The 14,596-nt window shown below is 71.2% G+C and carries 13 protein-coding genes; 8 read left to right on the forward strand and 5 right to left on the reverse strand.

Features of this window, described 5'->3' with window-relative positions; all coding sequences use genetic code 11:
- Nucleotides 1-53: 53 nt before the first annotated feature.
- Nucleotides 54-1,475: a Fe-S cluster assembly protein SufB gene (sufB, locus tag ACIGXW_RS00440; RefSeq protein WP_071964232.1), complete on the reverse strand. Its 1,422-nt coding sequence runs from the start codon at nt 1,473-1,475 to the stop codon at nt 54-56.
- Nucleotides 1,472-2,239: an ArsR family transcriptional regulator gene (locus ACIGXW_RS00445; RefSeq protein ID WP_071964231.1), complete on the reverse strand. Its 768-nt coding sequence runs from the start codon at nt 2,237-2,239 to the stop codon at nt 1,472-1,474. The genes sufB and ACIGXW_RS00445 overlap by 4 nt, the downstream gene beginning before the upstream one ends.
- Nucleotides 2,240-2,375: 136 nt before the next feature.
- Here ACIGXW_RS00445 and ACIGXW_RS00450 point away from each other — a divergent pair, with 136 nt between their 5' ends.
- From ACIGXW_RS00450 to ACIGXW_RS00460, 3 genes are all read left to right on the forward strand, one after another.
- Entirely contained in the window at nt 2,376-3,302 is a 927-nt protein-coding gene (locus ACIGXW_RS00450) for an ABC transporter ATP-binding protein (protein ID WP_071964230.1), read from the forward strand.
- Nucleotides 3,299-4,069 (forward strand): ABC transporter permease, encoded by a 771-nt coding sequence (locus ACIGXW_RS00455; protein ID WP_399568408.1) that lies wholly within the window; start codon nt 3,299-3,301, stop codon nt 4,067-4,069. The genes ACIGXW_RS00450 and ACIGXW_RS00455 overlap by 4 nt, the downstream gene beginning before the upstream one ends.
- A gap of 65 nt (nt 4,070-4,134) precedes the next feature.
- Nucleotides 4,135-5,127 carry a heme A synthase gene (locus ACIGXW_RS00460; RefSeq protein ID WP_399568411.1) on the forward strand — a complete coding sequence of 331 codons (993 nt, stop codon included), beginning with the start codon at nt 4,135-4,137 and terminating at the stop codon, nt 5,125-5,127.
- Here the strand turns inward: ACIGXW_RS00460 and ACIGXW_RS00465 are convergent.
- The 3 genes from ACIGXW_RS00465 to ACIGXW_RS00475 all read right to left on the reverse strand — a co-directional run bounded on the left by ACIGXW_RS00465 (nt 5,100) and on the right by ACIGXW_RS00475 (nt 7,599).
- On the reverse strand, nt 5,100-6,158 hold the full coding sequence (locus tag ACIGXW_RS00465; protein WP_399568414.1) for an amidohydrolase: 1,059 nt from the start codon (nt 6,156-6,158) through the stop codon (nt 5,100-5,102). The genes ACIGXW_RS00460 and ACIGXW_RS00465 overlap by 28 nt on opposite strands.
- Nucleotides 6,159-6,234: 76 nt before the next feature.
- The gene (locus ACIGXW_RS00470) at nt 6,235-6,558 is read right to left on the reverse strand and encodes a hypothetical protein (RefSeq protein ID WP_071964227.1); all 324 of its coding nucleotides are present in this window, start codon (nt 6,556-6,558) and stop codon (nt 6,235-6,237) included.
- 93 nt (nt 6,559-6,651) lie between these two features.
- On the reverse strand, nt 6,652-7,599 hold the full coding sequence (locus ACIGXW_RS00475; RefSeq protein WP_071964236.1) for a heme o synthase: 948 nt from the start codon (nt 7,597-7,599) through the stop codon (nt 6,652-6,654).
- A gap of 375 nt (nt 7,600-7,974) precedes the next feature.
- Between ACIGXW_RS00475 and tkt the strand changes: the two genes are divergently transcribed.
- From tkt to pgl, 5 genes are read left to right on the forward strand one after another with little or no spacing between them, the layout of a single operon-like run.
- On the forward strand, nt 7,975-10,056 hold the full coding sequence (gene tkt / locus ACIGXW_RS00480) for a transketolase (RefSeq protein WP_399568417.1): 2,082 nt from the start codon (nt 7,975-7,977) through the stop codon (nt 10,054-10,056).
- Between the two features lie 37 nt (nt 10,057-10,093).
- Nucleotides 10,094-11,209 (forward strand): transaldolase, encoded by a 1,116-nt coding sequence (gene tal, locus ACIGXW_RS00485; protein WP_399568419.1) that lies wholly within the window; start codon nt 10,094-10,096, stop codon nt 11,207-11,209.
- A gap of 1 nt (nt 11,210) precedes the next feature.
- A complete protein-coding gene (gene zwf, locus ACIGXW_RS00490; protein ID WP_399568421.1) occupies nt 11,211-12,734 on the forward strand; it encodes a glucose-6-phosphate dehydrogenase in 1,524 nt (507 codons plus the stop codon).
- Nucleotides 12,731-13,783 carry a glucose-6-phosphate dehydrogenase assembly protein OpcA gene (opcA, locus tag ACIGXW_RS00495; RefSeq protein ID WP_399568423.1) on the forward strand — a complete coding sequence of 351 codons (1,053 nt, stop codon included), beginning with the start codon at nt 12,731-12,733 and terminating at the stop codon, nt 13,781-13,783. The genes zwf and opcA overlap by 4 nt, the downstream gene beginning before the upstream one ends.
- Nucleotides 13,780-14,559 (forward strand): 6-phosphogluconolactonase, encoded by a 780-nt coding sequence (pgl, locus tag ACIGXW_RS00500; protein WP_360916248.1) that lies wholly within the window; start codon nt 13,780-13,782, stop codon nt 14,557-14,559. The genes opcA and pgl overlap by 4 nt, the downstream gene beginning before the upstream one ends.
- Nucleotides 14,560-14,596 lie beyond the last annotated feature (37 nt).

Below are 14,596 nucleotides of genomic sequence, written 5' to 3' on the forward strand. Positions count from 1 at the left end.
GTCGTGCTCTCTTCCTGTCACAAAGGGTTCGCTGCGATGTCCGGGGGGCGGGGTCAGCCGACCGCGCCTTCCATCTGCAGCTCGATCAGCCGGTTGAGCTCCAGCGCGTACTCCATCGGCAGCTCGCGGGCGATCGGCTCGACGAAGCCGCGGACGATCATGGCCATGGCCTCGTCCTCGGACAGACCGCGGCTCATCAGGTAGAAGAGCTGGTCGTCGCTGACCTTGGAGACGGTCGCCTCGTGGCCCATGGAGACGTCGTCCTCGCGGACGTCGACGTAGGGGTAGGTGTCCGACCGGGAGATGGTGTCCACCAGCAGGGCGTCGCAGAGCACGTTCGACTTGGAGCCGTGGGCGCCCTCGCCGATCTCGATGAGGCCGCGGTAGGAGGTGCGGCCGCCGCCTCGCGCCACCGACTTGGAGACGATGTTGGAGGAGGTGTTCGGCGCCATGTGGACCATCTTGGCGCCGGCGTCCTGGTGCTGGCCCTCGCCGGAGAAGGCGATGGACAGGGTCTCGCCCTTGGCGTGCTCGCCCATCAGGTAGACGGCCGGGTACTTCATCGTCACCTTGGAGCCGATGTTGCCGTCGACCCACTCCATGGTCGCGCCCTCGTAGGCCACGGCCCGCTTGGTGACCAGGTTGTAGACGTTGTTCGACCAGTTCTGGATCGTCGTGTAGCGGCAGCGGCCGCCCTTCTTGACGATGATCTCCACGACGGCGCTGTGCAGCGAGTCGGAGGAGTAGATCGGGGCGGTGCAGCCCTCGACGTAGTGGACGTAGGCGTCCTCGTCGACGATGATCAGCGTCCGCTCGAACTGGCCCATGTTCTCCGTGTTGATGCGGAAGTAGGCCTGCAGCGGGATGTCGACGTGGACACCCTTGGGGACGTAGATGAAGGAGCCGCCGGACCACACGGCGGAGTTCAGCGAGGCGAACTTGTTGTCGCCGACCGGGATCACCGTGCCGAAGTACTCCTGGAAGAGCTCGGGGTGCTCCTTCAGGGCGGTGTCGGTGTCCAGGAAGATGACGCCCTGCTCCTCCAGGTCCTCGCGGATCTGGTGGTAGACGACCTCGGACTCGTACTGGGCGGCGACACCGGCGACCAGGCGCTGCTTCTCGGCCTCGGGGATGCCCAGCTTGTCGTAGGTGTTCTTGATGTCCTCCGGCAGGTCCTCCCAGGAAGCGGCCTGCTTCTCGGTGGAGCGCACGAAGTACTTGATGTTGTCGAAGTCGATGCCGGAGAGGTCGGAGCCCCAGGTCGGCATGGGCTTCTTGTCGAAGAGCTTCAGGCCCTTGAGGCGGAGCTTCAGCATCCACTCAGGCTCGGACTTCTTGGCCGAGATGTCGCGGACGACCTCCTCGGAGAGGCCGCGCTTGGCCGCGGCACCGGCCTCGTCGGAGTCGGCCCAGCCGTATTCGTACGTGCCCAGGCCCTCGAGCTCAGGGTGGGCAGTCTCCGTGGGGAGAGTCATGCGGGGTTCCTCCCGGCCGTGCTGGTGGATGCGGTGGTGGTCTTTTTGGGGATGTACGTCGTGCACACACCGTCACCGTGGGCGATGGTGGCGAGACGCTGCACATGTGTCCCGAGCAGGCGGGAGAAGACCTCGGTCTCCGCCTCGCACAGCTGCGGGAACTGCTCGGCGACATGGGCGACCGGGCAGTGGTGCTGGCAAAGCTGTTCGCCGACCGGCGCGCTACGCGCCGTAGCAGCGTACCCGTCCGCGGTCAATGCCCGGGCGAGAGCCTCCGTGCGGTCCTCGGGGGCGACGGCCTCGAGGGCCGCGCGATAGGCCTCGGCCTGTGCGGCCATACGGGCGCGGGCGAAGGCCGCGACCGCTGCCTCGCCCATCTCGCCGCCGCCCGCGGACTGGGCGATCCAGCGCAGGGCGTCTCCGGCGAGCTGGTCGTAGGCCTGGTCGAAGGCGTCCCGGCCGCAGTCGGTCAGGGCGAAGACCTTGGCGGGGCGGCCACGGGAGCGGGCACCGTAGACGCGCTTCTCGCGGGGCTCGACCACGCCCTCGGACACCAGGGTGTCGAGGTGGCGGCGGACGGCCGCCTGGGTGAGCTCCAGGCGCACGGCCAGCTCGGCCGCGGTGGACGGACCGTGATCGAGGATCGACCGGGCGACGCGGTTGCGGGTGCCGGACTGCTCGTCGTGGGCGGTGGGTATGCGGGAGCCCTGCCCGGCGGCCGGCTCGGCCACGGGTCCCTGTGGAGCTTCGCCCGCGTATTTCACAACACCATTGTTGCGTAAATGCCGGAGGCGCGACAAGCGCGTCCGGATCACGGAACGGTGGCTTTGATCACTTAGGGTCACCTAACCCCGACCCCGGCGGCCCTGGCCGGCCCGCGGGCTTCGTACACTTCCGGGCATGCATGCAGAGCCCGCGGTCGCAGTCCACGGCCTGGTCAAACGGTACGGGGCGAAGGCCGCGGTCGACGGCCTCGACCTGAGCGTCGCGACCGGCGGCGTGACGGCCGTTCTGGGCCCCAACGGGGCCGGCAAGACCACCACCATCGAGACCTGCGAGGGCTACCGCCGCCCCGACGCCGGCACCGTCCGCGTGCTGGGGCTCGACCCCGTCGCCGACTCCGCGGCCCTGCGCCCGCGCATCGGCGTGATGCTGCAGAGCGGCGGCATCTACGCCGGTGCCCGCGCGGAGGAGATGCTCCGCCACACCGCGTCACTGCACGCGCACCCCCTGGACGTCGACGCGCTGATCGAGCGGCTCGGCCTGGGCGACTGCGGCCGCACGGCCTACCGGCGGCTGTCCGGCGGGCAGCAGCAGCGGCTCTCGCTGGCCATGGCCGTCGTCGGCCGCCCCGAGCTGGTCTTCCTCGACGAGCCGACCGCGGGCCTGGACCCGCAGGCCCGGCACGCCACCTGGAACCTGGTGCGCGAGCTGCGCGCGGACGGCGTGACGACCGTGCTGACCACGCACTACATGGACGAGGCCGAACAGCTGGCCGACGATGTCGCCATCATCGACGGCGGCAAGGTCGTCGCCCAGGGCAGCCCCGAGGAGCTGTGCCGCGGCGGCGCAGAGAACAGCCTGCGCTTCCACGGCCGGCCCGGCCTGGACCTGGCCTCCCTCCTCAAGGCCCTGCCCGCCGACTCCGCCGCCGTGGAGCCGGCCCCCGGCTCCTACCGCGTCAGCGGCACGGTCGACCCGCAGCTGCTCGCGACGGTGACGTCGTGGTGCGCCCAGCACGGAGTCATGCCCGACCGCATAACGGTCGAGCGGCACACGCTGGAGGACGTCTTCCTGGAACTGACCGGCAAGGAGCTGCGCGCATGACCGCCACCGGTACCTTCGCGCCGAAGCCCGGCGCCGCCCCCCTCGGCCGGATGATCCGGGCCCAGGCCGCGCTGGAGACGCGGATGCTGCTGCGCAACGGCGAGCAGCTGCTGCTGACCGTCGTCATCCCCACCCTCCTGCTGACGCTCTTCAGCACCGTCGACATCGTCGACACGGGTGAGGACAAGGCCGTGGACTTCCTGACCCCCGGCGTGCTGGCGCTGGCGGTGATGTCGACGGCGTTCACCGGGCAGGCCATCGCCACCGGCTTCGAGCGCCGCTACGGCGTGCTCAAGCGGCTGGGCGCCTCCCCCCTGCCGCGCTGGGGCCTGATGACGGCCAAGACCTGCTCCGTGCTGGTCACCGAGATCCTGCAGATCGTGCTGCTGACCGTGATCGCCTTCGCGCTCGGCTGGTCGCCGCACGGCAACCCCCTGGCCGTGCTCCTGCTGCTCGTCCTCGGCACGGCCGCGTTCTCCGGGCTGGGCCTGCTGATGGCCGGCACCCTCCGGGCGGAGGCGACGCTGGCCGCGGCCAACCTCGTCTTCCTCCTCCTGCTCGTCGGCGGCGGCGTCATCGTGCCGCTGGAGAAGTTCCCCGAGGCCGCCCAGTCGGTGCTGGCGCTGCTGCCCATCTCGGCGCTCTCCGACGGCCTGCGGGACGTCCTGCGCGACGGCGCGGCCATGCCGTGGGCCGACCTCGGCATCCTGGCCGCGTGGGCCGCCCTGGGGCTGAGCGCGGCGGCCCGGTTCTTCCGCTGGGAATAGGGCGCGCCGGGGACCTGCCGCCCCCTCGTGAATCCGTGCACAAGCCCACCCGTACGATGACTCCCGTGCCGAAAACGCTGAATCCCCTCCAGATGGTCGCCGACCGCTGGCAGCCCTCCGCCCGCTTCGTCCGGGGCGCCACGCTGGCCTGCGTCGTCATGGCCGTGGTCATCGTCGTGACCGGTGGCGCGGTCCGGCTCACCCAGTCCGGGCTCGGCTGTCCCACGTGGCCGACGTGCACGGAGGACAGCCTGACGCCCACGCCGGCCATGGGCATCAACGGCATCATCGAGTTCACCAACCGCATGCTCACCTATGTGCTGTGCGCGGTCGTGGGCGTGGCGATCGTCGCGGCGCGCGCGTCCCTGCCGCGCCGCCGCTCCCTCACCCGGCTGGGCTGGGCGCAGTTCTGGCTGATCGCGAGCAACGGCATCATCGGGGGCATCACGGTCCTGACGGGACTCAACCCCTACATCGTCGCGGCGCACTTCCTGGCGGCGACCGCGCTGCTGACGGTGGCCGTGGTGATGTGGCGGCGCTCGCACGAGGGCGACGAGGAGCCGCGCGATCTGGTGGCCCGCCCGGTGCGTCAGCTGACCGGGGTCCTGGTCGTCGCGACAGCTCTGCTGATCATCGTGGGCACGGTCGTGACCGGTTCGGGCAAGCACGCGGGCGACGCGTCCAAGGACATCCACCGCATCCCGCTGGACTGGCACCAGATCACGCAGCTGCACGTCGACTTCGTCTTCGTCGTCATCGGTCTCACCGTGGCCCTGTGGTTCGTGCTGCGGGCCGTCGACGCGCCCGAGGCGCCCAGGCGCCGGGTGGTCGAGCTGTTCGCCGTCCTGATGCTCCAGGGCGTCGTCGGCTTCGTGCAGTACTTCAACGACTCGCCCGAGGTCATCGTCGGCACCCACATGTTCGGCTCCTGCCTGGTGTGGATCGCGGTGCTGCGGGTCTTCCTCTCGCTGCGCGAGCGCGGCGAGCCGGTGGAGCTGCCCGCCCCCTCCGGCGAGCACGAGGCCGCCGCTCAGCCCGCGACGGCGTCCAGCCGGTAGACCCTCCGGGCGGTGCCGGCGGCCACCAGCGAGGCGATCCGCCCCGCCTCGGCCGCCCGGCACCAGCCGTCGGCGACCCAGTCGCCCATCAGCCGCTCCATGGCCCGTACGAAGAGCCGGGCGGCCACCACGTACAGCTCGGCCAGGCCCCGTGCGCCCGTGGAGAACAGCAGCTTGCCGAACGGCGCCTCGCGCAGGGTCTCCTCGGGCCGGGTCCCGACGTCCGCGTAGACGTGCGGGAAGGCGGCGGCCAGCTGGGCCGCCTGCCGCCGGTGCCAGGGGTCCGGCAGCAGCACCAGGTCCGCGCCGCGGCTCGCGGTGGCCCGCAGGAATCCGGTGAGCCGCTGCGGGTCCGGGCAGTGCAGCTGCAGGGGCAGGCCCGTGGCGACCGCGCTCCACAGCAGGTGCCGGCCGAGGACCGCGTCCGTGGGCACCTCGCCCCGGCGGCGGGTGCGCAGCCAGCGCCCGGCGGCCTCGCGCACCTGTGCGGCCGCGGGCGGGGCGCCCTCGCAGGAGGCGACGCCGGAGGCGAAGGCCGTGGCGGTGCGGGCGGCCGCGTAGAGGACCTCGGCGGTACAGGCGAGGAAGGCGTCCGCGCTGCCGCATCCGTCCGCCACGTGGGCGGCGAGCGGTTCGAGTCGTACGACCTCGTGGGCGCGGCCGTCGGCGGCGCGGGCCAGTTCGGCGGGCGAGGTGAGGTCGCCGGGCGCCCCGGCCGCCAGCAGGAACGTGCCGATGCCGGCGCCGCGCAGCAGCAGGTGCCCGGCGCGATAGGCGCCCAGTTCGCGGCGCCTGGCCAGATAGCGGACGGGCTCGCAGTGCGGTTCGAGGCCCAGCAGGGGCGGGCACCAGCGGCGCACGGCGAGGCCGGCGCGGCTGTCGAAGAAGGTGGTGCCGGGCGGCGCGGGCCCGGTGGACCCGGCGGCCTCGGCCAGGTGCGTCTCGAAGGCGCCGATCCCCAGGTCCCCGTGGACGGCTCCGTGGCTGTACTGGTCGACGAGCGGCGGTATGCCCTCGATCAAGCCGTCCATGCGCCCCTCCCTCACCGGTCCCCACCGTGCGGCGCCGTGGCGCCGCTCCCGGTGGTTCTAACGGGCGAGGGGGCCGTCAGTTATCGGCGGAAGGGTTGGCGGGGCCGCCGATCTGGATGCCGGCCATGCGGGACCACTCGTACGGGCCCGTGCGGACCTTGGCGGCCATCTCGCCGTCGAAGTCGTCCTGGAGGGTGATCCCGGCCAGCTCGGTGGCCTGGCGGGCGGTCTCGAAGTCGCGGGCCACGAGGTTGCCCCACTCGCCGTTGGCGCCGACGAGGGCGATGCGGGTGGTTCCCCGCCCTATGTGGGCGAGCTGGCCTTCGGCGCTGCCGCCGTGGCTCCTGGCGAAGGCGGTGATCTGCTTGGCCAGCTTCGCTGCCTGCTTGTTGTCTGCCATGGCCAGGATGCTACCGACGGGTAGCCGAAACGGCGATGGGCGGCGCGGGTGGCTTTGACCACCCGCGCCGCCCACATCGGCAGCCCGCTCGCGTCAGCGCAGGAAGGGGTCGATCGCCACGGCGGTGAACAGCAGCGACACGTACGTGATCGACCAGTGGAACAGGCGCATCTCCTTGAGCTTCGCGCCCGTGATGCCCGCCTTGGCGCGCGCCTGCAGCGCGTGCGCCTCCTTCAGCCACAACCCGCCGCACACGACGGCGACGAGCGTGTAGAACCAGCCGGTGTAGCCCAGCGGCGTCAGCAGCAGCGACACGCCGACCATCACCCAGCTGTACAGGACGATCTGCTTGGCCACGGCCTTGTTGCCCGCGACGACCGGCAGCATGGGCACGCCCACGCGCTCGTAGTCGTCCTTCACCTTCATCGACAGCGGCCAGTAGTGCGGCGGCGTCCAGAAGAAGATGACGAGGAAGAGGATCACGGAGGCCCAGGAGACCTCGTTCTTGACCGCCGACCAGCCGATGATGACCGGCAGGCAGCCGGCGATCCCGCCCCAGACGATGTTCTGGGCCGTACGCCGCTTGAGGATCATCGTGTAGACGACGGTGTAGAACAGGGACGCGCCCAGCGACAGCATCGCCGACAGGGGGTTGACCAGATACCAGAACCACACGGTCGACCCGACGGTCAGCGCGGCGGCGAAGACCAGGCACTCGCGGGGCGAGACCATGCCCGTCACCAGTGGACGCTGCGACGTACGGTCCATCATCGCGTCGATGTCGCGGTCGTAGTACATGTTGAACGCGCCGGCGCCGCCGGCGGAGAGGTAACCGCCGATGCAGGTGGCCAGCACGAGCCACAGGTCGGGCACACCCTCGGCTGCCAGGAACATCACCGGCACCGTCGTCATCAGCAGCAGCTCGATGACACGCGGCTTCGTGAGTGCCACGAACGCCTTGACACGGGCCCCGAGCGGCCGGTGACCCGGGACCGGGCTCTCGGTGAGCACCCCCGCAGGACGGGATTCGACGGCCGTCACGCACACCCCTGACAGAGATAAGGCCAGCAAGCGCGTCCGGGCGGGAATCCCGGGTAAAGGCTTGCGCGTACCACGCCACTCTAGACGCAGGGGTCAGCCCGGCCTCCGCCGGGGTGGGGTCGTGTTGAGGCCCCGGCGCCGCCGGATCGTACGGCGCGTAACCCGACAGAACGGTCGCGTTCGAGAGGCGGGCGGGCCGTGCGCCCGGCAGGCTGGAGTCATGGCCGCCGCGCGCACTCAAATGAGAGGCAAGGAGCCCGACTGTACGTCGAAAAAATGCGCGTCCCAGCGGGGGTAGGCTCGACGGCGCCGCGTCGTGGCGGGCAATACCGCCCCCGGCAGATTGAACATGTGGAGAGGAGCCCTGATCCGAGGGTGAGCACCAAGCCGACCACCACAGACCTCGAATGGACCGAACTGGACCAGCGGGCCGTCGATACCGCCCGCGTCCTGGCCATGGACTCCGTGCAGAAGGTCGGCAACGGCCATCCGGGCACGGCCATGAGCCTGGCGCCCGCGGCCTACATGCTGTTCCAGAAGCTGATGCGGCACGACCCCAGTGACGCCGACTGGACCGGCCGCGACCGTTTCGTCCTCTCCCCCGGTCACACCAGCCTGACCCTCTACGTCCAGCTCTTCATGGCCGGCTACGGCCTGGAGCTCGCGGACCTGAAGGCCTTCCGCACCTGGGACAGCAAGACCCCCGGTCACCCGGAGCACGGCCACACCCGCGGTGTGGAGACCACCACCGGCCCGCTGGGCCAGGGCATCGCCAACGCCGTGGGCATGGCGATGGCCGCTCGCTACGAGCGCGGCCTGTTCGACCCGGAGGCCCCGAAGGGCGAGTCGCCCTTCGACCACACCATCTGGGCGATCGTCTCCGACGGCGACCTGGAGGAGGGCATCTCCGCCGAGGCGTCCTCGCTGGCCGGCCACCAGAAGCTCGGCAACATCGTCGCGCTCTACGACGACAACCACATCTCGATCGAGGGCGACACCGAGACCGCCTTCTCCGAGGACGTCCTCAAGCGCTACGAGGCCTACGGCTGGCACGTCCAGCGCATCGAGCAGGCCGCCAACGGCGACTTCGACGTCCAGGCCCTGTACGCGGCGTTCAAGGCCGCGCAGGCCGAGACCGAGCGCCCCTCGATCATCGCGGCCCGCACGATCATCGCCTGGCCGGCCCCGAACGCCCAGAACACCGAGGCCTCGCACGGCTCGGCGCTCGGCGACGCCGAGGTCGCGGCGACCAAGAAGGTCATGGGCTTCGACCCCGAGCAGACCTTCCAGGTCGAGGACGAGGTCTTCGCGCACGTCCGCCAGGTCGTCGACCGCGGCGCCGAGGCGCACGCCGCCTGGGACAAGCGCATCCAGCAGTGGCGCCAGGCCAACCCCGAGCGCGCCGCCGACTTCGACCGCATCAACGCGGGCGAGCTGCCCGACGGCTGGGAGAAGGCCGTTCCGGTCTTCCCGGCCGGCAAGGACGTCGCGACCCGCAAGGCGTCCGGTGAGGTCCTCAAGGCGCTGGGCGGCGTGATCCCCGAGCTGTGGGGCGGCTCCGCCGACCTCGCCGGCTCGAACAACACCACCATCGACGCGTCGTCCTCCTTCCTCCCGGAGGGCAACCCGCTGCCGGAGGCTAACCCGTACGGCCGTACGGTCCACTTCGGCATCCGCGAGCACGCCATGGGTTCGACCATGAACGGCATCGCGCTGCACGGCAACACCCGCATCTACGGCGGCACCTTCCTGGTGTTCTCCGACTACATGCGCCCGGCCGTGCGTCTGGCCGCGCTGATGAAGCTGCCGGTCACCTACGTGTGGACGCACGACTCCATCGGCCTGGGCGAGGACGGCCCGACCCACCAGCCGGTCGAGCACATGGCCGCGCTGCGGGCCATCCCGGGCCTGAACATGGTCCGCCCGGCCGACGCCAACGAGACGGCGATCGCCTGGCGCGAGATCACCAAGCGTCACACCACCCACCCGGCGCCGCACGGTCTGGCTCTCACCCGCCAGAACGTCCCGACGTACGAGGCCAACGAGGGCGTGGCCAAGGGCGGCTACGTCCTGTTCGAGGCCGAGGGCGGCCGCCCGCAGGTGATCCTGATCGCCACGGGCTCCGAGGTGCAGCTGGCCGTCGAGGCCCGCACCGCGCTCCAGTCCGAGGGCATCCCGACCCGCGTGGTCTCGATGCCGTGCGTCGAGTGGTTCGAGGAGCAGGACCAGGCCTACCGCGACGGCGTGCTGCTGCCGGACGTCAAGGCCCGCGTGGCCGTCGAGGCCGGCATCGGCCTGACCTGGCACCGCTACGTCGGCGAGGCCGGCCGCATCGTCTCGCTCGAGCACTTCGGCGCGTCCGCCGACTACAAGGTGCTCTACCGCGAGTTCGGCCTGACCTCGGAGGCCGTCGTCGAGGCCGCCCGCGAGTCGATCGCCGACGTCAACCGCCGCTGACGACGCCCGTATACAACCAGTAGGAGATGCAAACCCCATGACAGACGCACTCAAGCGCCTCTCCGACGAAGGCGTCGCGATCTGGCTGGACGACCTGTCCCGCAAGCGCATCACGTCGGGCAACCTGGCCGAGCTCATCGACCAGAGCCACGTCGTGGGCGTCACGACCAACCCGTCGATCTTCCAGAAGGCCATCTCCAGCGGTGACGGCTACGAGCAGCAGCTCGCCGACCTCGCCGTGCGCAAGGTGACCGTGGACGAGGCCATCCGCATGATCACGACGGCGGACGTCCGCGACGCCGCCGACATCCTGCGCCCGGTCTTCGACGCGACCGACGGCCAGGACGGCCGGGTCTCCATCGAGGTCGACCCGCGCCTGGCGCACGAGACCGCCGCCACCGTCGCCGAGGCCAAGCAGCTGGCCTGGCTGGTGGACCGCCCCAACACCCTGATCAAGATCCCGGCGACCAAGGCGGGCCTGCCGGCCATCGCCGAGGTCATCGGCAAGGGCATCAGCGTCAACGTCACGCTGATCTTCTCCCTCGAGCGCTACCGCGCGGTCATGGACGCCTACCTGACCGGTCTGGAGACGGCCAAGGCCGCGGGCCTGGACCTGTCCCTGATCCACTCGGTCGCGTCCTTCTTCGTGTCCCGCGTGGACACCGAGATCGACAAGCGCCTGGACGCGCTGGGCACCGACGAGGCCAAGGCGCTGCGCGGCAAGGCCGCCCTCGCCAACGCCCGTCTGGCCTACCAGGCCTACGAGGAGGTCTTCTCCTCGGACCGCTGGGCCGCCCTGGAGAAGGCCGGCGCCAACAAGCAGCGTGCGCTGTGGGCCTCGACCGGAGTCAAGGACCCGGCCTACAAGGACACCCTGTACGTGGACGACCTGGTCGCCCCCAACACGGTGAACACCATGCCGGAGGCCACCCTGGAGGCCACCGCCGACCACGGGCAGATCACCGGTGACACGGTGCGCGGCACGTACGAGCAGGCCAAGGCCGAGCTCGACGCGCTCGCGAAGCTGGGCATCTCGTACGACGACGTCGTCCAGCTCCTCGAGGACGAGGGCGTCGACAAGTTCGAGCAGTCGTGGAACGACCTTCTGAAGTCCACCGAGGCGGAGCTCAAGCGCCTCGCCCCGGAGGCGTGAATTGAGCAGCAGCAATCCGCTGCGTGACGCTCTGGACCGACGGCTCCCGCGTATCGCGGGGCCGTCGGGCCTGGTCATCTTTGGCGTCACGGGCGATTTGTCCCGTAAAAAGCTGATGCCCGCCGTGTATGACCTGGCCAACCGTGGCCTGCTGCCGCCGGGCTTCTCCCTGATCGGCTTCGCCCGCCGCTCCTGGCACGACGAGGACTTCGCCCACGAGGTGTACACCGCGGTCAAGCAGAACGCGCGCACCCCGTTCCGCGAGGAGGTCTGGCAGCAGCTGGTGCAGGGCTGCCGCTTCGTCGAGGGCGACTTCGACGACGACGTGGCCTTCGACACCCTCAAGAAGACCATGGAGGAGCTGGACAAGGCGCAGGGCACGGGCGGCAACTTCGCCTTCTACCTGTCCGTGCCGCCGAAGTTCTTCCCCACGGTGGTCCAGCAGCTCAAGAAGCACGGCCTGGCCGAGCAGAAGGAGAACTCCTGGCGGCGCGCCGTCATCGAGAAGCCCTTCGGCCACGACCTGAAGAGCGCCCAGGAGCTGAACCGGATCGTCCACGAGGTCTTCCCGGCCGAGGCGGTCTTCCGGATCGACCACTACCTGGGCAAGGAGACGGTCCAGAACATCCTGGCGCTGCGCTTCGCCAACACCCTCTTCGAGCCGATCTGGAACCGGTCCTACGTCGACCACGTGCAGATCACCATGGCCGAGGACATCGGCATCGGCGGCCGCGCCGGCTACTACGACGGCATCGGCGCCGCCCGTGACGTCATCCAGAACCACCTGCTGCAGCTGCTGGCGCTGACCGCCATGGAGGAGCCCGCCTCCTTCGACGCGGACGCGCTGGTCGCGGAGAAGACCAAGGTACTGGGCGCCGTGCGGCTGCCCAAGGACCTCGGCAAGGACACCGTGCGCGGCCAGTACGCGAACGGCTGGCAGGGCGGCGAGCAGGTCGTCGGCTACCTCGAGGAAGAGGGCATCGACCCCCGCTCGAAGACCGACACCTACGCCGCGATCAAGCTCGAGATCGACAACCGCCGCTGGGCGGGCGTCCCCTTCTACCTGCGCACCGGCAAGCGCCTCGGCCGTCGCGTCACGGAGATCGCGGTCGTCTTCCAGCGCGCCCCGCACTCGCCCTTCGACCACACCGCCACCGAGGAGCTGGGGCAGAACGCCCTGGTCATCCGGGTGCAGCCGGACGAGGGCGTCACCATGCGGTTCGGTTCGAAGGTGCCGGGCACCTCGATGGAGGTCCGCGACGTCTCGATGGACTTCGCCTACGGCGAGTCGTTCACCGAGTCCAGCCCGGAGGCGTACGAGCGGCTCATCCTCGATGTGCTGCTCGGCGACGCCAACCTCTTCCCGCGTCTGCGGGAGGTCGAGCTCTCCTGGGAGATCCTCGACCCGATCGAGGAGTACTGGGACGCGCACGGCAAGCCCGCCCAGTACGCGGCCGGCACCTGGGGCCCGGTCGAGGCGGACGAGATGCTCGCACGAGAGGGACGGAGCTGGCGTCGGCCATGAAAATGGATCTCACGGACACCACGGCCAGCAAGATCAACAATGCTCTGGTCCAGGGACGCCGCGCCATCGGCACCCCTGCCATCGGCATGGTGCTGACCCTGGTCATCGTCACCGACGAGGAGCACGCGTACGACGCGCTCAAGGCGGCCAACGAGGCCTCCCGCGAGCACCCCTCGCGCAAGCTCGTCGTCATCAAGCGCGTCAGCCGCTCGCCGCGCGACCGCGCCCAGGCCCGCCTGGACGCCGAGGTACGGGTGGGCACGTCGGCCGGCACCGGCGAGACGGTGGTGCTGCGGCTGTACGGCGAGGTCATAGACCACGCCCAGTCGGTGGTGCTGCCGCTGCTGCTGCCGGACGCCCCCGTGGTCGTGTGGTGGCCGGTGGCCTCCCCGATCGACCCGGAGAAGGACCCGCTCGGCGCGCTCGGCCAGCGCCGGGTCACCGACACCTACGCCGCCGAGGACCCCGTCACGGAGCTGGCGGCCCGCGCCTCCAGCTACTCCCCCGGCGACACCGACCTGGCCTGGGCCCGGATCACGCCGTGGCGCTCGATGCTCGCGGCCGCCCTGGACCAGCAGCCGGGCATCGAGGTCACCTCGGCCGAGGTCGAGGGCGAGGCCTACAACCCCAGCGCCGAGCTGCTGGCCATGTGGCTCGCCGACCGCCTCGGGGTGACCGCCCGGCGGACCGTCTCCGAGGGCCCCGGCCTGACGGCCGTCCGCCTGGAGACCACCTCCGGCGTCATCACCCTGGACCGCCCGGACGGCTCCCTGGCCACGCTCTCCATGCGCGGCCAGCCGGACCGTGCCGTGGCGCTCAAGCGGCGGGACACCGCGGAGCTCCTCGCCGAGGAGCTGCGCCGGCTGGACCCGGACGACATCTACGAGTCCGCGCTGAAGTACGGCGTGGAGCGGCTCGGCGACCCGGTGCCGGCCGCCCCGGCGGCGGCCGGCGGTCCGGCCCCGGAGGCTCCCGAGGCCGCCCCGGCCGCCGAGGACAAGCCCGCCCCGGCGAAGAAGTCCTCCGGCAAGAAGGCGGCGTCCAAGTGAGCACGCCCCAGATCGTCGTCCACCGGGACAAGGAGCTGATGGCCCAGGCCGCGGCCGCCCGGCTGATCACGAAGATCGTGGACGCCCAGGCCGCCCGCGGCTCGGCGTCCGTCGTCCTCACCGGCGGGCGCAACGGCAACGGGCTGCTCGCGGCCCTCGCCGCGGCGCCCGCCCGGGACGCGGTCGACTGGTCGCGCCTGGACCTGTGGTGGGGCGACGAGCGGTTCCTGGCGGACGGCGACCCCGAGCGCAACGCCACACAGGCGCGCGAGGCCCTGCTCGACGCGGTGGACCTGGACCCGGCGCGGGTCCACTACATGCCCGCCGCGGACGGCACGTACGACGACGCCGACGCGGCGGCGGAGGCGTACGCGGCCGAGCTGGCCGCGGCCGCCCGGCCCGAGGACCACGGCCCGGTCCCGTCCTTCGACGTCCTCCTGCTGGGCGTCGGCCCGGACACGCACGTCGCCTCGCTCTTCCCGGAGCTCCCGGGCGTCCGCGAGACCGAGCGCACGGTCGTCGGTGTCCACGGCGCCCCGAAGCCGCCGCCGACCAGGGTCTCGCTGACCCTGCCGGCGATCCGCGCGGCCCGGGAGGTCTGGCTGCTGGCGGCGGGCGAGGACAAGGCCAACGCCGTGGCCATGGCCCTGTCCGGCGCCGGCGAGATCCAGGCCCCGGCGGCGGGCGCCTATGGCTCACGCCGCACCCTGTGGCTCCTGGACCAGTCCGCGGCCGCCCAGCTGCCGAGGGACCTGTACCCGCCGGCGTCACCCTGACGGCGGGGGCTCCGCCCCCGAACCCCCGGTCCCCAAA

It is taken from the genome of Streptomyces sp. NPDC053079, from assembly GCF_044546695.1.
Classification (GTDB): Bacteria; Actinomycetota; Actinomycetes; order Streptomycetales; family Streptomycetaceae; genus Streptomyces.